Below are 18040 nucleotides of genomic sequence, written 5' to 3' on the forward strand. Positions count from 1 at the left end.
CCAATCAGATACAATTGGCATGCAGGGTCCCTTCCCCCCTTACTATTACAAACAACTATCAATTGTCATTTATATAACAAATTCCTGTAAATATTAAGTAAATCCTCCAAGGAACTCTTCCTTGGAGGATTTACTATCTCTTCAGCATCATTCAACAACCCGCCACTGCCCTCTTTACCAGCGTCTTGGCAATATCAACCTTATAGGCATTTTTGGAAAGGGGCTTTGCTCCGACCAGAGCGAGCCTCGCTCCTTCAGCTATAACCTCTTCAGTCAATTCTTTCCCTCTTAAAAATCCCTCCGCCTCACTAACCCGAATCGGTTTCCAAGCTACCGCCCCCAATATAACCCGGGCATCTGTACAGATCCCCCTATCTATTGTAATAAGACTTGCAGCACTTACGATAGCGAAGTCGATGGGTTTCCTTAGGGTGAACTTAAGGAAATTTTGGCTGGCAACAGGGGAAGGCTTTGGGATATTAATCATTGTTATCATCTCATCAGGTACAAGTACATTCCCCATGGGAGTAAAGAACTCCTCCACTGAGATATCTCGGGTTCCCCCTCCACCTGCTATAGTAAGCGTTGCCCCAAGTACGGTTAGCACAACAGCCATATCAGAGGGACAGACTGCAAAACATTTCCTTGCTTCCATAATGGCATGGTAGCGATTCTCTCCAGTGACAGCAGGACATGTCTTTCCCCCTTTCCTGAAGCACTTAATCATACCGCCAATCTCATCAGGATAACGGTAGTACCAGCAACGGGTATCCTGACAAAGGTTTCCACCCATCGTAGCCATATTCCGAATCTGAGGAGAAGCAACAGTTACGGCCGCCTCCTTAAGTATTGAATAAGTCTTTTCGACTAACGGAGACGCAATTATATTTATTAGGGGTGTTAAGGCCCCAATCCTTAGCCCTTCGTCATTCTCTTCAATTGAATTTAATTGGGTTATAGTCTTGATATTTATTATTAGTTCAGGATAATCAGGGAGAATACGGTCTTTTAAAACACCAAGGAGATCCGTCCCACCTGCGTTAAGTTTCGCTTTCCCTTGATATTTGGCGAGTAGCTGGATCACTTCCCCCACCGAGCAGGCATTTATATGAGCAAAGGCTTTCATCCTCTTCCCCCTTTCTTCAGGGTATCCATCTTTCCTAAAGCACTTAAGATCTTATCCGGAGTAAGTGGATAGTCATAGATCCTTACCCCTATAGCATTGGCTACAGCCATGAGGACTGCCGAGGGTCCAGGAGAAGGAGCGATCTCACCAACCCCTATGGCATGGAAGCGATGGCTGGGAAAGGGGGTTTCAAGGATTGCATGTTCCATCTCGGGAAGTTCCGCAAAGGTTCGCCACTTGTAGTCAATCATGTTTGGATTCATGATGCGCCCGAGCCTCGTATCTAAAACCGTCTCTTCGAAGAGAGCGCTGTCAATACCGGCAGAACCCAGACACCCGTTGAGCTGATTTATTAGGGAAGGAGGGTCAATAATCTGTCCTACGTCTGTAGCACTCACGACTTTAATCAGATCAACCTTGCCCGTTTCCGTATCAACTTCCACTTCAGTAAAGATCATCATGAAGTTAGGAAGCGTGAAATCAGGCTGAAAACGGCCGCGGCCCAAACAGGTGCCATGATAACCAAGCCCCGCAATCCACGGGAGCTTTTCTTCGTCTTTCCCTTTTACATACACCATCCCGTTAACCGTCTCCAACTCTTCCGGGGTAACTTTGAACTTGGGAGCCATTAAGTCAAATAGTTGTTTTTTAGCCTTTTCCGCCGCCTCGATTACCGCGCTCCCAATGGCATAGGTTCCCCTCGAACCAACAGGTCCAAACTCAAAGGGGTTAATACTTGAATCAGCCGCTGTGACAGAAACCCATTCAAGAGGAATCTGCAGAATCTCAGCCACCATCTTACAGATGTTGCTGCGCTGACCTGTACCATGTTCAGCCAAACCAGAGTAGATTATGGCCTTACCATCGGGATCAAGGCGCACAAAGGCCTCGGATACATCCTCTCCGACATCGGCATTCCCGTGTACTCCAACTCCCACCCCTCTGCGCTTTGTACCCTCGACAGATGAAGGCTTTAACCACCCCTGCCATTTTTCTTGCCAACCAAAGACCCTCGCGCCTTCTTCGATGGCGTTGGTAAAGTCGATTCCCTTGGATACCCACCATTCTCCATCCCGCCAATAATACCCTTCACCGGGTTTTACGTAATTCTTCTTAAAAAAATCGACCGGATCGATGTTAGCCTTTTCCATACCCAAAGTGAGGATGGGAACCAAGGCGCATTTCAGTTCTTGACCCCCGAAACCTCGCACCTGCCCTGAAGCCGTTCGATTCGTGCACACTACTTTAGGTTTAAGATTCCAATTAGCACACTTCAACATGAGTTGCGCTTCACCGCACCCCACAGCAACCATACCCTGGGCCATTTCTGAGAAGGCACCGGTGTTAACGAACCAATCACCTTCCAAAAACGTTACACTGCCATCCATCTTCATGCCTACCTTGCCATGAATGCGAGATCCGAGGCGAACCGTAAAGGCAGCCAATTGTTCTGCCCTCCCGTAACAAATCTTAACAGGCCTCCTTGTCGCTTTCGCAAGTGCGGCTGCCGGAAAAACATACTGCCAAGACATATACTTGGAACCATAGCTCCCTCCAACAGGACTCCCCATCGACCGTACATTACTGGATCCCATCATTTTCTGAAGAGCAACTTTTAGGATATGGGGACCCTGAGAAGCCGACCAAACTGTTAAGGTATCCTCCCCTTCCCAAACCGCGATTGCTCCGGGAGATTCCGGGGGCAGTGGATTGGGTATATTCTCATAGGAATAAGTTCCTTCAACAATAAAATCCGCCTCGGCTATTCCCTGATCGATATCTCCAATGACAACCTCCTGAAGGGGGTTGGGCCCAAAAACCCGGATTCCCCGGGGCAAGACGTTACCCGGGAACTGCTCATACAATTGCGGCGCCTCAGGCTGCATAGCTTCTTCCACATCATAAACTGCCGGCAGGGGTTCGTACTCAACTATAATCAGGCGGAGTGCCTCTTCCCCAATCTCCTCTGTCTCAGCGGCTACCAAGGCAACCGCATCACCAACATAACGGACTTTACTGTCGAGGACTCGAACGTGCCTTGGTAATCCCCCCATCCAGTCAGGAATATCTTTGTAGGTTAGAACAGCCTTCACACCAGGGAGTTTCATCGCCTTGGCAGTATCGATACTCTTGATGAGAGCATGAGGGAAGGGACTTCTGAGTACCTTAGCGTAAAGCATATTGGGAAAACTAAGATCATTAATGAACTTGGTCTTGCCTGTAACGATGTCCAGAGCATCCTTGCGGGTAGTGGCTTTACCAATAAAGCGGTAGTCTTTCATTACTTAACCTCCCTTTCGGGTAACTGCCATCACCGCATCCAGGACATGATAATGACTGTTGCACCGACAGAAATTCCCTGCAAGGGCTTCTTGGACCTCGCCTCTTGTGGGAGAGGGGTTCTCTGTAAGGAGAGCCTTGGTGCTCATGATGATTCCCGGAGTACAAAACCCGCACTGGAAGGCTGTATGGTCAATAAAAGATTGCTGAATAGGATCAATGGACCCTGTAATAGGATCTCCTAAACCTTCAATTGTAGAAATCACCTTCTCTTCACACTCTACGGTCAAGAGCATACAGGAGAGGACCGCTTTTCCGTCCATCATCACAGTACAACAGCCGCAAGCACCGCGATCACAGGAAATCTTAGTACCAGTAAGCCCTAACCTTTCTCTTAGAGTGAACGCTAAGGTGTGAGAAGGAGAGACCTCGTGACAGCCCTCTCCCAATCTGAATAAGTGAGTATCACCATTAACGGTTAGAGTAATAGTGCTTTCGTATGGGCTTCTATTTATTTCTCCCATTATACTTCCTCCCCTAAATTAATCGCCAAAAGCTCTTTCCATTGCTCCCTCTGCGTCATAGTTAGCCCATATTTGATAACGTAAATCAGGTTTGCCGAAGCCTTATTTCGTATTTATATACCCTAAGCTTTTAGAAATAATTTCACTTGCATCTTTGGTCATCCCAGCAATCTCATCTATTTTCATTCGCATCCGCCTGCTGGGTCCCAATACAGCTATCGCAGCATTAATCTTTTGATCGTAGGAAAAAACCGGAGCTGCACACGCCACAATGTCAATAGTGTATTCTTCAAAATCAAATGCAATCTGCCTTTGCCTGACCTTTAGAACCTCCTCTCTTAGTTCTTCCTTGTCTGTGATTGTGTTTGGAGTCAAAGTCTTCAACTCGTTTCCTTTCAAGTAGCTATCAAATTCTTCTTCTGACAGTCCAGATAAGAATACTTTACCGGTTGCTGTACAATGAGCGGAAAACTTCTTGCCCAATGGAACTAAAACCTTTATGTCGGAAGGACTTTCCCATTGATCAATCAGCATTGCTCTATCCTCATACCAGATTGTCAGGTGAACACTTTCTCCAGTTTTCTGGGCTAAGTCTTTAAGTACATGTCCAGACATCTTTCGTATATCCATACTGTCAAAAAGCGCTAAGCTTAATCCAATCAGAGTGGATCCCAGCCTGAACCCCCCAGAATTTGGGTTTAACTGCACAAACCCGCCTGAAGCCAGAGTTGTCAAGATTCGGTAAACCGTCGTGCGGTTCATATTTAGCTTATTGCTCAGTTCATTAGCAGTCCACTCGGCTTGTTTAGGCGAAAAACACTTTAACAGTTCCATGGTTTTTAAAATTACTTTAATTGAGTACTTCTCTTCAGTTTCCAACTGGTTCACTCCTTGCACGGGAACATATTAATTCACAATGAGAACATATTGTTCACAATAAAATATTAACACGGTATGGGTTTTCCTGTCAAATCATTTTCAGAATAGTTTAAAAATTATCTCTTTTCCCCATCCTTTTACCCTTTAAATACTCTAGGACATGTAGGACATGTAGGACATGTAGGACATGGGGACAAGTTCTCTTGTCCAGGACAAAGGAACCGTCTCCCCTGTCACATGTCATTAGGAGTCGTTCCCATGGCATTCAATACCACTCATTCACCAAGAAATAGATTATATATAACACAAAAAATTAGTAATAACTGTATGTTGACACAGGCCCAAATTTGATTTATAGTAAGCTATATTCCAAGCAAGACAACTGAATATAGAATTTCTCTTATCAAGAGTGGCGGAGGGACTGGCCCAATGATGCCCGGCAACCGATAGCATAAGCTATGAGGTGCTAATTCCAACAGAACCGTAGGTTCTGAGAGATGAGAGTAGCGTGTTAAATAACATCACGACCGCTTCTCTTGAAGTGGTCGTTTTTATTTATCCAAACTACTGTAACCAAACTCCTCTCGCAAATTTAAACTCAATAGTATCTCTCTAAATAATTACTAGGAGGATTTATCATGACTGAGAAACGACAACTAGGCATCGAAACTATTTCCTTACATGGAGGGCAAAGCCCAGATTCTGCGACAAATTCGCGCGCTGTTCCAATCTATCAAACATCCTCCTTTGTCTTCAACGACACGGACCATGCTGCCAATTTATTTGCCTTAAAGGAGTCTGGCAATATCTACACTCGAATCACGAACCCTACACAAGACGTCTTTGAGCAACGCATTGCCTTGCTCGAAGGAGGGGTCGGTGCACTTGCTACCGCCTCCGGCCAAGCTGCTATAACCTATGCCCTTTTAAACATCGCCCAAGCTGGGGATGAAATAGTGGCCTCAAGCTCTCTTTACGGTGGCACTTTCACCTTATTCGCCTATACATTTGCTAAGCTTGGCATCAAAGTCCACTTCGTTGATGTTGACAAACCAGAAGAATTCCGCTCCAAAATTACAGAAAACACCAAGGCGCTCTATACTGAAACCATCGGAAATCCGCTCATTAATGTTGCCGATCTAGAGCAAATCGCTAATATTGCTCACGAAAACGGCCTTCCCCTTATCGTTGACAATACCTTTGCTTCACCCTATTTATGTCGACCCATCGAATACGGTGCGGACATCGTAGTTCATTCTGCTACCAAATTTATTGGCGGACACGGCACTTCCATTGGAGGAGTGATTGTCGACTCTGGAAAATTCGACTGGAGCAACGGCAAATTCTTGGGACTGAGTCAACCGGATCCTAGCTACCACGGCATTATCTTCACAGAAGCCTGCGGTAATGCTGCCTATATCACCAAAGCCAGAGTATCCTTGCTCCGCGACACAGGAGCCTGCCTTTCCCCTTTTAACTCGTTCTTGTTCTTACAAGGATTGGAAACACTTCCCTTGCGCATGGAGCGCCATGTTGAAAACGCAAAAAAGGTGGCGGAATTTCTCGATCAACATGAATTAGTCACTTGGGTTAACTATCCTGACCTTAAAAATAATCCCTATCATGCACTTGCTCAAAAATACTTGCCTAAAGGCTCTGGTGCAATCTTTACCTTCGGCCTTAAAGGCGGCCTGAGCGAAGGTAAGAAGTTCATTAACAGCCTTAAACTATTTTCTCACTTAGCCAACATCGGGGATGCCAAATCACTGGTTATTCATCCGGCAAGCACCACTCATCAACAGCTTGATGAAGAATCCCAGCGCAGTGCAGGAGTCTCGCCTGATATGATTCGCCTATCCATCGGAATAGAGACTATTGACGATCTGCTGTATGATTTGGATCAAGCCCTAGCGGCCAGTCAACAAGCATAAGTTCAAGCAGCAAAGTTATTTCTCGCAGTCCTTGCACCAAAATATATTAGGCGAACTCGATGTGCGACAGTTGTATCTTGAATTTCGAAAAGCCGCGTACATCGAGCCTAACGTCTCAAAAGGGGGTTTATCCATGCCTATAAAAATACCTGAAAATTTACCCGCTCTAGATATATTGCATCAAGAAAACATCTTTGTCATGGGGGAAGAACGAGCCTTTCACCAAGACATCCGTCCTTTGAAAATTGTAATACTCAACCTCATGCCGATTAAAGAAACTACCGAAACACAACTTTTGAGACTGCTCGGCAATTCGCCCTTACAAGTTGATATTGTGCTTTTGCGTATTGACACACATATATCTAAAAATACGGCACAGGAACACTTAGATTCCTTCTATAAAAATTTTGATCAAATCAAACACCAAAAGTTTGACGGTATGATTATTACAGGAGCCCCCGTTGAGCACTTAAAATTTGAGGAAGTAACCTATTGGGAAGAATTTAAAGCAATCCTGGATTGGACAAAAACCCATGTAACCTCCACTCTTCATATCTGCTGGGGAGCCCAAGCTGGTCTGTATCATCATTACGGTATCCCTAAATACCCTCTTGCCGAGAAAATGTTTGGGGTTTTTCAGCACAATGTTAACAAAAGCGGTTTGAATGGAATGCAACTCCTCCGAGGTTTTGACGATGTATTTTATGTTCCCCACTCTCGGCACACCGAAATCAAGCGTTCTGACCTTCAAATACACCCCGAATTAGAGATTTTATCTGAGTCTGACGAAGCAGGTATTTACATCGTCGTATCCAAAGACGGAAGACAAGTCTTTGTCACGGGACATTCAGAGTACGATACATTAACCTTAAAAGATGAATATGATCGAGACATTGCCAAAGGACTTTCTATTGCTCTTCCAAAAAGTTATTTTCCAAATGATGATCCTTCTAAAACGCCAATTCACAATTGGCGCTCGCATACAAGTCTACTCTTCCAAAACTGGTTAAATTACTATGTCTATCAAGAGACTCCCTATGATTTAGGCGGTCGTTAACTAACGATTATTTATCGATATCCAAATAGGGGTCGTGCTCAAACTTTCAGCACGACCCCTATTATTAGGAACTTCTTAAACATTGTTGCCATTAAGCGACTATTTCAGGTCATAAACTCTTTTGCCGCTTCTTCAGTATATTACAAGTGAACTCGTTCAGCTAAAGCTATAAATGTTACATATTAACATACCTATTGAGAAGCTCTTTCTTCATAATCTTTCCGCTATAGTTTTTAGGGAATTCAGTTAGAAATTCTACAACCCTTGGAGCTTTATAGGCCGCCATACGTTCCTTGCAAAAGGCAATTATCTCAGCTTCAATCGCTTGACAATCCGATTTCAAAGTGATAAACGCTTTAGGAATTTCTCCCTTAGAGGGATGCGGAATCCCAATTACTGCTGCCTCTAACACTGCAGGATGGGCATACAAAACCTCTTCAACCTCTCTGGGATAAATATTATAGCCGCCACAGATTAACATATGCTTTTTACGATCAACCACATAAATGTATCCATCCTCATCAACTCGCGCAAGGTCCCCAGTATGGAACCAGCCATCCACCAAAGCTTCCTCCGTCGCTTCAGGCATTTTCCAATACCCTTTAAACAGACCCGGACCTTTGAGAACGATCTCGCCTACTTCTCCTTGGGGGACACTTTGATTATTCTGATCTCCAACGATCACCTCCCAATTATCGGAAGGCAAGCCGATGGAACCGGCCTTCCCATGTCCTAAGCGTCCATAGGCAGCCGTTGAACCGGTTTCAGTCGCACCGTAATTCTCACAGAAATTCACCCTGAAAGAGTCTTCAATTTTGGCAATATACTCAGCAGGCATTGCCGCACCAGCTGACTGGGCATTTCGCCAAGCCCTCAGATTATACCTCTGGGGATCTTTCAGATAGGTTTCCAGCATATAAATATACATTGTCGGTACGGCTGCAAAATGAGTTACTTTGAACTTAGAGATAAGTTCTAAGGCCTTCTCCGGAAAAAAACGAGGTGCAGTTACTACTGCTGCGCCCTTATACATCGGTCCCAAGACCGTGGTGACAAAGAAAATGTGACAAAATGGAGTCCCGGTAAAAGAGATATCTTGATCGGTGATTAAATCTACATAACAAGAATTGAGTTCAGCCATCTTGTAAAAATTATTGTGAGTAAGCATTGCCCCTTTGGGTTGACCTGTTGTTCCAGACGTATAAAGTATCGTTACCACCTCATCCGGAGCACAATCGACCAACTCAAGTTCATCTGATTCCTCCTGCATAATTTGGGGATAAGAGAGAACATTGTCCAGCTCGTGTTCTCCGACTAAGATAATCTTTTCGATCGAAGGTATTTTCTCCCTCATCTTCATAAGACCGTTCATCGTCTCTCCAGCCAAAGCAACCATAACTTTAGGCTCAGAATTGTTGACGATATAGCAGACTTCAGAACTTTTAAACATGATGTTAAACGGTACCGCGATAGCTCCAAGCTTAACAATCGCAAAATAGGTGACAAGATATTCGGGGGAATTTGGCAGACAGATTGCCACACGGTCCCCTTTACTAACTCCCTGCTTTCTTAAGGCATTGCCCATCATATTCACCTGACGATTATATTCTTCCCAAGTATAGTTCCTTGTTTCTGAGAGCACTGCTGACCAATGAGGGATACGACGAACATTCCTTTCTATCATTTGAGCTAAATTCAACGTCATCCTCTCCTTACTTATAACTATCTTGAACCAAATATCTCAACAAGCTCACCAATTCTATCCTCGTTCTGTAGGGGCCATATATCAGAGTCATAACATATATTAATTATATATTAGCTGCTCCTTCGCGCCAATATATTTATTTAATATTCTGAATATTATTTATTTTAATTTAAGCTATAGTATTATAGTATTACTAGTCAACAGGCTCTTCGCGCCGAAGGAAATCCTGTGGGCGGTTGACACGGTGTACCAGCAAAGATGCCTGTAAAAAAACAACGGTTGCCAGACAATGGCAACCGTTGTTTTTAAGTACCTTCCTCACAAGTATCGGAATAAAAAGTTCGCATCTGTGAAAAATTGTTATTGAACTCGTTCAACTAAAGCTGAACATCGAGACTTCGGTGACGATACTCTCCACTGGAGAGTATCGTCACCGAAGTAGAATAAGGAACACCCACTTGAAGAAGTGGGTGTCTCGGAATTAATTAACTACTAAATAAGATCAGCGCTACATAGGAAACTGTATTTTTACCATTATAATAAGGTATTCCAGAGGTTTTCACCAAGTCCATTACGTCAATTCCATTTGCTTCAACTGACGACACGGCCTTATCAGGAAACTGGCACTTTTCTCCCGTAAGATAGGCACACTTTGTACAATAAGTACAGGGACCGGCATTCAACGGGAGGATTTCTTTAAAGTTGTAGTTATTTTCCATACACTCGAGTATCTTCCGAAATATTTTCGTGTGATTAGCCCCTCCCGCCATCATACCTTTCCAGTCAAGAGAACTTGCTATTGGGTGGACAGTCTGGAACAAAAGACCCTGCTTAAATCTTATGGCCCTCTCTTTCAAATCTTTGATAGGACCCACTGCAGGAGGGCACATCCAGTTTTTATTGTAAGATCCACAGGAATTCTGCTCACACAGCTTTCTGAAATCCTCATTAAACTTGATCTCAGCCACTTCAGCAACTGAAGCATGCGTTGCATTTAAAGCAAGGGCGTCCTTGACCAGATTATTTATAACAGTTTCCATTCCAATTGCCACCTTTTCTACTTCGTTACGCTTATGCTGGCGTTTTGTGGCAATGCCATACCAGCCGCCACTTCCACAGTTTTAAGAATTCCTGAAACTCCCGGGCAGCTGGGATGGGGGCTATATTTGGCAAAAATTTCATAAACCTTTCCTGTATGAAGTTTATGCAGAATTTCCTTGTAGGCATCAACCTCAGTCAACTCTTTGGCAATCTTTTGGTAATTAGGACAATCGCTTGTTATCTCCAGTTTTATCATCTTGCTTCTTCGAGAACTTGACTGACTGTCATCGCTCACCGCCTTGACATTAATGGTAAAACCACAGGCCCCGCAGTGAATAATTCCTGTTGCCATCTTAAGTCCCTCCAATGCTCTGTTAATGCAACTCTTCTTCATTCTCAAATTCAAACCTTACACCTGCTTACTATTATCCGCAAGTTTCGTACTTACTCCCATAATCATTATACAGCTGATACCCATTAGAACACCATCTAATATCAAGGGCGTTCCCCAACTTCCTGTGCTGTCTCGAATGGCACCCGAAATTACTGGCGATAATACTGCTCCAATTTCAGACACAAGATTCAGCATCCCAAAAGCTGCTCCGCGTAAATGAACAGGAGCAATTTCTGAGGTAAGGGCGTGGGCAACCGCTTGCAAGGCAAAAAAGATTAAACCCGAAACAAAGAGAATGACTGATTGCACAACCATATCATTTCCTCCGGACATGACATAGGCTGCAAAAACAAAGATAAAGACTGTCAAAAGTGCTTCCATCGCAATTAAGACATTGCGACGACCATTAGTTTTATGGGCTACCATATCTGAGATTTTTCCGCCTAAAGGAAAGCCGATTACCCCAGCTATAGCATTAAACGAAATAACCAACAGTGCGGACGCTAGAGTACCACCGCCAAAATCCTTGATTACGGCGCCCCCCCAAAAGCCATAAAACCAGAGATGCCATAATATCGCAATATAAGAAATATAAATAAGCACAAGATTTTTGTCCTTTAATATTGGGCTAACTTCATGCCCTTTCTTAATAAAGATAAAGGCAATTAATACAAACGCTAAACAGGTTAAGATAACTGCAATCATCACATCGTTTAAATGCAGAGCATTTGTTATGAAATAGACGGCCATAATGGCCACTAAGAATACAATAGCATATTTAAGCAAATTAAATAAAGCCTTGCCGAAATTCTCAGAACCCATTTTCCCTTGAGGTTTTAGAGCCTGACGAATAAAGATTGCAGCAATAATTGTAACTGTCCCCAAGATAAGAAAAGGTGCTTTCCAAGCATTGACACCCATCGAAGGTTGGGCCCACTCAATTAAGTATACTGTTCCTACCAAGGCAGCAGACAAGCCCACAGTGAGTCCGCCCATAACTACTCCCATGCCTAGACCAAGCTTATTAGGCGGAGTCACTTCGGCAACCAGTGAGCGGTCATTAGAATAGAGAACCCCTTCGCCAAGTCCGGTGAAAACCCGCAAGGCAATAAAGGCCACTAAGCCGCCGGTTAGTCCCGTTAATAAGGTGGTAATGCCCGCCCAAAAGATACTGATAACAACGATCGTCCTGTACCCAAACTTATCACCAAAGTACCCTCCCGGAAATTGTGTCAGCATGTATCCAGCGAAAAATAGACTTCCCAGCAAACCGCCCAGAGCATGAGGGTTACTGGCCGCTTCTAAAAAACCAACCTTGTTTGCAATCATCCAGGTAACGACCGGGCCCGTCAATGTTCGGTCAGCATAGGAGACTACCCAGCCAATAAAGAGCATTAGCCAAATCGTATGATACCTTTGCCATCCTTTTTCTTTCTGTTCTGCCATGTTAACCATCTCCTCCTACAATCCTTCTAAAATAGGTAAGAAGTAGTTATATCTTCTTCTGTCTGATTAATTCTTCCACCGTTTGAATCTTTGCATAATCAGCCAGCTGCTTCGCAATTAAAACAACCTCATCGGCTGTAGCAGCCATTTCTTCAGTCGCCGCTGCTTGATTTTCCGAGGAAAGGCTTGTTTTATTAATTCCCCCACTTATAAATTGAATCGCCTTTTTGATTTCCAAAAGTGACCCTGCAACTTTTTCAGCCGAATCCTTGCTTAAGCTTGAGAGTTTGCCCATTTCTTTTGCAACAACACTGAATCCTCGGCCAGCCTCTCCCGCTCTTGCTGCTTCTATAGACGCATTTAAAGCCAGGAGATTTGAATGTTTGGATATGTTTTTAATATCCTCTATGATGCTGTCGATCTCGTTTATCTTTTCTTCAGTTTGCGTGCTGAATTCATCCATTTCTTTAATAAAAGTTGATAGGTGTTGTGAACTCGAAGCAATTTCCTCAACACCAGCGTTCAATTGTTCCATAGAGGAGAAGAGCTTGGAAGTACCTTCTTCGATTTTTGCTTCTTTTTCGATGCTTTTGGAAACCGATACAATGGCAACAACCTCTCCATCTTCATCAAACACTGGCGTAAGAAGACCTTTTGCAGGAACCCCAAAGAATCTCGTGGGAACTATCGATGATAATTGCTTTTTACTTCTCTTAACAAGATTATAGTTTTCCATATTTTTAATGGGATCCCCAACTTTTGAAGGCATTTTGAGTTGGCCTGGTGCATAAGCTGCAATTATTTCTTTTCTAAGATCAAACACTATAGTGGTAATATCGTCCTGCATTACTCCGTTTAAAATTGGCATTACATCAATAAATTTTTGCAGATCTTTTTCTTCCATATTTAACTTCAACTCCTATTTAAAATAAGGTTACTTAAGGACGAATAATCGCTTTACTGTTTGAAGTGAAAATAAGAGAGATGAAGCACAATCATCTCTCTTATTTTTCGAATTGGCATAACTCCCAGTTTTGACTTAGGCTTTTCTGGCCGCGATTTCACTTTGCATTTTTGCAAGACTTTGAGGGGTAATTTTATAGAAGACTATAATGAAGAATAACCCTCCGAGCATTATGACTGCAGGAATCAGAGTTAATCCGTTCTTGATAGAGTCTATTAGCACCGGTGTCGCTTGCATATTTGCAACATATCCTGCCCCAGCAAGCACAGCCGTAATTATGACACTTCTGACAAGAATAGCTGCCTTGATTGGAAAACTAATTAAGGACATGATAAACCCTCTGGCATTCTTGCCGGTTTTCCATTCGCCATAGTCAACTGTAGACGAATACATAACAACACCTAAGGCATCAGGCATTCCATATCCTAAATAGGCAATGAACATTATAATCATGAAGGAAACATAATTCATCGGTAAGGCCCATACAGCCAAAAGTCCAATTATAAAGATTGAAAGTGACAAGATATACGTATTTCGTTCTCCGAATTTCTTAGCAATTGGATTGGCAATCAAAGCGCCAAAGAAACAGACCACGTTAAGTCCTGTCATGAATATTGCAATGACTGCTAGATTATTGACAACATATTTAAAATAATAGAAAGCTAATCCAAAGATAACAAACCTGCCTAAATATCTTCCAAGTTCGCCCAACATTAAGCCCATGAGAGGAGGGTTGACCACGATCTGTTTCAGCATCTCGCTAATAGGCATTTTTTCAACAGGTTTTCCTGATTGAACTGCGGTTCCGTGAAATGCATAGTCTTTGGTCATAAAGAACAAGGCATAATAAGAAGCAATCATGACAATTCCTGTAATTACAACGGTTAGGGTATAACCTGTCGCAGGGTTTCTTCCTTCGCCAAGGGCCAAGATCATCTTCATACCAATTAAGGAAAAGGCGATAGCACCTAAGGAATTAAACATCCCCCTGTTTGTCGACATAGCAATTCTTTCTTCTCGTACAGTTGTCATGGAGGAATTCAAGGCAACATGTCCAGCATAAAAAATATTCCAAATCAAATGACTGACGACAAATCCGACGGTAATAATAATAGCATTTATTGTTGGAGAGCCGATTTTTGAAAACTGTAAAACAAAGAACAATGCAGCAAAAGGTGGTCCTACAAGCAGCCATGAACGGTATTTACCCCACCTCATATTGCTCTTTTCCAAAAGGACCCCCGCAGTTGGAACCCATAAAATATCAAAGATGCTAGTGATCATTAGTACTGTACCAACCAGAGCCATTGGCAGCTTGGCGAAATCTGTTAAAAACGCCGCGAAATAGAATACCTCCATGTTTACAAATAACTGGAACCCAAAGGAAGGTAATCCGTAAAGATTAATAACCGACTTTTTTAATCTCTTTTCCATTTCCATAGTAAATCTCCTCTCAAACTCAATTTCTATAGCTAACCAGCTTTATTCTCATTATTTCCCCTCTTCGCACCTCCTTCTGTGTAATTCCTTGGGATTATCTGCCAAATGCGGGAATATTCAGAAATATTTCAGGCCAAAGGAGGGCAACCTCCGTCCTCGATAAAACATTCCTTTGCAGCACGTGCATAATGATTTCCTGAGGTCCGGTGTTGCCCTTAAAATCAGCCTTAATATGATTGACTTACAATAACAAATCCATGATAAACGTAAACATCGCATCTTCATACTTTTCGATCTTTGGTGCAATTGCCTGTTGAGGCTTACCCTCTAATTCTGGGTGCTCTGCTAAATATTCTTCCCAAGTCACATAATATTTCGAATCCATTTTATCCTCTCCCCCCAGTTTTAGTAGGTTCCGTTTTCATGAACATAATCCAAGACAGCTTTGAGATTTTCCACAACCGGACCACTGGCTTCCAAATGAATAATGCTCTTATCCGCTTGCCACCAATATCTTCCTCCTGGAGCGAGGATATCTAATAATTCCTTGGCCTTATCCACACACTGTTGCTTAGTCCCGGTTTGCAACAATGTCACTGGATAGAGCCCCGAGATGATGTGTTTTTGGCCCAGCTTTTCCTTAATAACTTTTGCATCTCCGTATTCAAACCTCATAATTGTGTTTTCTGGCAATTCATACAGATAATCGAGGTATCTCATCCAGTCTTGTTCCACAAACAGCTGGACATTTTGACCCATACTAGCCAATGTCTCGACTAACTTCTTGAAGGTCGGCCAGTATAATGTTGCAAAGTCCTTATCGCGCAAATAGGGCGCCATGTGAAGCGGAATAAAGGTATACCCTAACATTGAGGGATTCGGCAGAGTACCTTTCTTAATCATCAAAGGTAATACAGCTTCACAGGCTGCCGCCACCTTATCAGGATACCGTCTGACATCACCTGAAATCCCTTTGAAACTTCTCAGAAAGTCAGCCATGAAATCAAAGGGAGCTTCTGTTAGAGCACCAATCATCGTAGCAAAGCCATATTTGGCATTCATTTTTGCCCTGATTGCTCCCAGATAGGCCAGATCATCGGATTGAGCTCGCATCGCCTTAGCCAACGTCATAGCCACTTTGCCAGGTTCCCCGTTAAACCCTGTGTATAACCGAGGCAAAATCGTTTCGACAATACAATCATAAGGGGATGCTATAAATTGGTCATATTCCTCAGCCAGCATGCCCACGACATCGGGATGCTGCATGAATCCGCTGGAACTCATGACAATAGGGGTTGACCCTAGAATTTGATAGTGTGAAGGAATTCTGATGGAACCGCCAGGATAAGTGTCAGTGTAGAAATCTTGACAAAATTTATCGTACACTGGCTCTAATTTAGTTAGATCCCATTGACACTCTGCCAAGTCCAAACCGGCATGTTGAATAGCAAAATCTTGGGTTGCCGGGTTGCTGATCGGCACTCTTTTTGGGGTTTTTCCGCTGAACAGATCGCGGAAAATCTGATTTCGTTCATTCGTCCTAGCTGCAGCATCCGTCATCTTATTTCACCCACCCTTGACAAGTTTTCAGCCCTTCGGCAGCGTTTGTCGTGAAAGCGTCCGCGCCAATTTGCTTACAGGCATCTTCATTAACAGGATTCCCTCCAATGATTATTTTTACGCTATCCCTTAAGCCTGCTTCGTTCAACGCATTAACCGTATTTTTCATAGAGTCGATGGCAAGGGTCAGAACTCCGCTCATCCCAACAATTTGTGGTTTAACCTCTTTCACTTTCTCGACAAACGCACTGGGGGAAACGTCAATTCCTAAGTCGTAAACGTCGAAACCTGCTGCTTCTGCCATACTCCCGAAAATATTCTTGCCAATATCGTGTAAATCTCCTTCAACAGTACCGATAACAATGGAACCAAATTTTTGGGTAGCAACACTGCTTAGAACAGGTTTTAGTAAATCGATGGTTTTCGATAGTAATTCTCCGGCAAAAATCAAGTCACCAACGTAGTATTCGTTCTTTTCAAACAACTCTCCGACAATCGCCATCCCCTGTTGACAAGCGAAAACAACCTTCTGGGCATCTTCACCACTGGGGTTTGTAGCTACAAAATCGCTAATCATCGTTAAAATCGTGTTTTCGTCAAGGTCTCCTACTGCTTGAGTCAGTACCTGTAAATCGATCATGATTAAACCTCCTCTAATTTTAAACAAGTTAGTTATGAGAGATTGGAATATACCTAGATTTAACTGTATATACAAGATTAAGGAAAAAAATAATTCTCTTTATCATCCGAAATCTTAAGCGTCCGTTTTTAGAGGACCGATCTTGTTTTTGCGGTAAGCATTCAAGTAATTTCTGCAAAATCGATCTTTACCCAGTAAAGCATCTGTTATATACAGCGTTGTCACCAAATCCCGATTACAAGGATCTAAGATGGCAGAATCCATTCCTGCGTCAATCGCTAAGGTTAAGAAGTGTTGATTAACCACTTTTCTTAAAGGCATTCCAAAGGATATATTGCTTAACCCAGAAGTTACTTTAATAGCCGGGTATAAGGTTTTAACTTCTTTTAAGGTTTCGACAAAGTTCAGCAGAGATTGATTATCTGCAGACAGTGCCATTACAAGCGGGTCAATGTGGATCCTGTCAGGGCTAATATCATACGTTAGAGCCTTTTCAACCAAGACCTTTGTGATTTCCACCCTTGTTTGAATGTCCTTGGGGATCCCCCTGTTATCACATGTCAGTGCAATAACTTCCCATTTCGTCCCTTTAATAATCGGATAGATTATCTCACATTTTCCGCCTTCTTCAGATACAGAGTTGATCAATCCAGGACGTTTAGCATAAGGGAAAACTTTTTCAATAACGTTCGGATTTGGACTATCGATACATAAAGGAGTATCCACTGCGTTCTGAATAATATCCATCATCCATAATAAAGTATCTACTTCAACATCTGGTGAAGTGCTGGCACAGACATCAAGATAATCTGCACCTGCTTCTGTCTGGCGTATGGCAAGGCTTCGAATAAACTCTTCATCCTTTTGCTCTATGGCCTTTTTAACACTTGGTATAGTTCCGTTTATTTTTTCGCCAATAATAATCATTTGAGGCCCTCCTCGCTTCATATCTACTCCTGTATATACATGTCTTATGAGGATATATTAACAATATTCAATTTACTTGTCAAATTATCTTTTTCACAAGTCATTCAATTTAAACTCTTGCTACAA

16 protein-coding genes and 1 riboswitch are annotated in these 18040 nt (G+C 42.9%); of the genes, 2 read left to right on the forward strand and 14 right to left on the reverse strand.

Features of this window, described 5'->3' with window-relative positions; translation table 11 throughout:
* Window positions 1-151 precede the first annotated feature (151 nt).
* The 4 genes from BUB11_RS14750 to BUB11_RS14765 form a co-directional block, all read right to left on the reverse strand.
* On the reverse strand, window positions 152-1126 hold the full coding sequence (locus BUB11_RS14750) for an FAD binding domain-containing protein (protein ID WP_073030525.1): 975 nt from the start codon (window positions 1124-1126) through the stop codon (window positions 152-154).
* On the reverse strand, window positions 1123-3408 hold the full coding sequence (locus BUB11_RS14755) for a xanthine dehydrogenase family protein molybdopterin-binding subunit (RefSeq protein ID WP_073030526.1): 2286 nt from the start codon (window positions 3406-3408) through the stop codon (window positions 1123-1125). The genes BUB11_RS14750 and BUB11_RS14755 overlap by 4 nt, the downstream gene beginning before the upstream one ends.
* Window positions 3409-3411: 3 nt before the next feature.
* On the reverse strand, window positions 3412-3930 hold the full coding sequence (locus tag BUB11_RS14760) for a (2Fe-2S)-binding protein (RefSeq protein WP_073030527.1): 519 nt from the start codon (window positions 3928-3930) through the stop codon (window positions 3412-3414).
* A 102-nt stretch (window positions 3931-4032) separates the two neighbouring features.
* Window positions 4033-4809, reverse strand: coding sequence for an IclR family transcriptional regulator (locus tag BUB11_RS14765; RefSeq protein WP_073030528.1), 777 nt, complete (start codon window positions 4807-4809; stop codon window positions 4033-4035).
* A 397-nt stretch (window positions 4810-5206) separates the two neighbouring features.
* Window positions 5207-5313, forward strand: a riboswitch (SAM riboswitch).
* 134 nt (window positions 5314-5447) lie between these two features.
* Here BUB11_RS14765 and BUB11_RS14770 point away from each other — a divergent pair.
* The gene (locus tag BUB11_RS14770) at window positions 5448-6740 is read left to right on the forward strand and encodes a homocysteine synthase (protein ID WP_073030529.1); all 1293 of its coding nucleotides are present in this window, start codon (window positions 5448-5450) and stop codon (window positions 6738-6740) included.
* A gap of 133 nt (window positions 6741-6873) precedes the next feature.
* Window positions 6874-7797, forward strand: coding sequence for a homoserine O-acetyltransferase MetA (gene metA / locus BUB11_RS14775; protein ID WP_073030530.1), 924 nt, complete (start codon window positions 6874-6876; stop codon window positions 7795-7797).
* Between the two features lie 175 nt (window positions 7798-7972).
* On the opposite strand, the gene BUB11_RS14780 is transcribed toward metA, so the two are convergent.
* From BUB11_RS14780 to BUB11_RS14820, 10 genes are all read right to left on the reverse strand, one after another.
* The gene (locus BUB11_RS14780; RefSeq protein ID WP_073030531.1) at window positions 7973-9502 is read right to left on the reverse strand and encodes a class I adenylate-forming enzyme family protein; all 1530 of its coding nucleotides are present in this window, start codon (window positions 9500-9502) and stop codon (window positions 7973-7975) included.
* Between the two features lie 485 nt (window positions 9503-9987).
* Window positions 9988-10542, reverse strand: coding sequence for a DUF2284 domain-containing protein (locus BUB11_RS14785; protein WP_073030532.1), 555 nt, complete (start codon window positions 10540-10542; stop codon window positions 9988-9990).
* A 17-nt stretch (window positions 10543-10559) separates the two neighbouring features.
* Entirely contained in the window at window positions 10560-10895 is a 336-nt protein-coding gene (locus BUB11_RS14790; protein ID WP_073030533.1) for a DUF6951 family protein, read from the reverse strand.
* 57 nt (window positions 10896-10952) lie between these two features.
* The gene (locus BUB11_RS14795) at window positions 10953-12383 is read right to left on the reverse strand and encodes an MFS transporter (protein WP_073030534.1); all 1431 of its coding nucleotides are present in this window, start codon (window positions 12381-12383) and stop codon (window positions 10953-10955) included.
* A gap of 46 nt (window positions 12384-12429) precedes the next feature.
* A complete protein-coding gene (locus BUB11_RS14800; RefSeq protein ID WP_073030535.1) occupies window positions 12430-13287 on the reverse strand; it encodes a methyl-accepting chemotaxis protein in 858 nt (285 codons plus the stop codon).
* A 135-nt stretch (window positions 13288-13422) separates the two neighbouring features.
* Window positions 13423-14781, reverse strand: coding sequence for an MFS transporter (locus BUB11_RS14805; protein ID WP_073030602.1), 1359 nt, complete (start codon window positions 14779-14781; stop codon window positions 13423-13425).
* Window positions 14782-15028: 247 nt separating this feature from the next.
* On the reverse strand, window positions 15029-15172 hold the full coding sequence (locus tag BUB11_RS27825) for a hypothetical protein (protein ID WP_200797925.1): 144 nt from the start codon (window positions 15170-15172) through the stop codon (window positions 15029-15031).
* Window positions 15173-15192: 20 nt separating this feature from the next.
* On the reverse strand, window positions 15193-16347 hold the full coding sequence (locus tag BUB11_RS14810) for a uroporphyrinogen decarboxylase/cobalamine-independent methonine synthase family protein (protein ID WP_073030536.1): 1155 nt from the start codon (window positions 16345-16347) through the stop codon (window positions 15193-15195).
* A 1-nt stretch (window position 16348) separates the two neighbouring features.
* On the reverse strand, window positions 16349-16987 hold the full coding sequence (locus BUB11_RS14815) for a cobalamin B12-binding domain-containing protein (RefSeq protein WP_073030537.1): 639 nt from the start codon (window positions 16985-16987) through the stop codon (window positions 16349-16351).
* A gap of 114 nt (window positions 16988-17101) precedes the next feature.
* Window positions 17102-17914, reverse strand: a complete 813-nt coding sequence (locus BUB11_RS14820; protein WP_073030538.1) for a methyltetrahydrofolate cobalamin methyltransferase — start codon at window positions 17912-17914, stop codon at window positions 17102-17104.
* Between the last annotated feature and the right edge of the window lie 126 nt (window positions 17915-18040).

The organism is Desulfosporosinus lacus DSM 15449, assembly GCF_900129935.1.
Classification (GTDB): Bacteria; Bacillota; Desulfitobacteriia; order Desulfitobacteriales; family Desulfitobacteriaceae; genus Desulfosporosinus; species Desulfosporosinus lacus.

Excerpts from the sequence above, each read along its gene's own strand:
- BUB11_RS14750 (WP_073030525.1), bottom strand. The coding sequence starts at position 1,126 with ATGAAAGCCTTTGCTCATATAAATGCCTGCTCGGTGGGGGAAGTGATC.
- BUB11_RS14755 (WP_073030526.1), bottom strand. The coding sequence starts at position 3,408 with ATGAAAGACTACCGCTTTATTGGTAAAGCCACTACCCGCAAGGATGCT.
- BUB11_RS14760 (WP_073030527.1), bottom strand. The coding sequence starts at position 3,930 with ATGGGAGAAATAAATAGAAGCCCATACGAAAGCACTATTACTCTAACC.
- BUB11_RS14770 (WP_073030529.1), top strand. The coding sequence starts at position 5,448 with ATGACTGAGAAACGACAACTAGGCATCGAAACTATTTCCTTACATGGA.
- metA (WP_073030530.1), top strand. The coding sequence starts at position 6,874 with ATGCCTATAAAAATACCTGAAAATTTACCCGCTCTAGATATATTGCAT.
- BUB11_RS14780 (WP_073030531.1), bottom strand. The coding sequence starts at position 9,502 with ATGACGTTGAATTTAGCTCAAATGATAGAAAGGAATGTTCGTCGTATC.
- BUB11_RS14785 (WP_073030532.1), bottom strand. The coding sequence starts at position 10,542 with ATGGAAACTGTTATAAATAATCTGGTCAAGGACGCCCTTGCTTTAAAT.
- BUB11_RS14790 (WP_073030533.1), bottom strand. The coding sequence starts at position 10,895 with ATGGCAACAGGAATTATTCACTGCGGGGCCTGTGGTTTTACCATTAAT.
- BUB11_RS14795 (WP_073030534.1), bottom strand. The coding sequence starts at position 12,383 with ATGGCAGAACAGAAAGAAAAAGGATGGCAAAGGTATCATACGATTTGG.
- BUB11_RS14800 (WP_073030535.1), bottom strand. The coding sequence starts at position 13,287 with ATGGAAGAAAAAGATCTGCAAAAATTTATTGATGTAATGCCAATTTTA.
- BUB11_RS14805 (WP_073030602.1), bottom strand. The coding sequence starts at position 14,781 with ATGGAAAAGAGATTAAAAAAGTCGGTTATTAATCTTTACGGATTACCT.
- BUB11_RS27825 (WP_200797925.1), bottom strand. The coding sequence starts at position 15,172 with ATGGATTCGAAATATTATGTGACTTGGGAAGAATATTTAGCAGAGCAC.
- BUB11_RS14810 (WP_073030536.1), bottom strand. The coding sequence starts at position 16,347 with ATGACGGATGCTGCAGCTAGGACGAATGAACGAAATCAGATTTTCCGC.
- BUB11_RS14815 (WP_073030537.1), bottom strand. The coding sequence starts at position 16,987 with ATGATCGATTTACAGGTACTGACTCAAGCAGTAGGAGACCTTGACGAA.
- BUB11_RS14820 (WP_073030538.1), bottom strand. The coding sequence starts at position 17,914 with ATGATTATTATTGGCGAAAAAATAAACGGAACTATACCAAGTGTTAAA.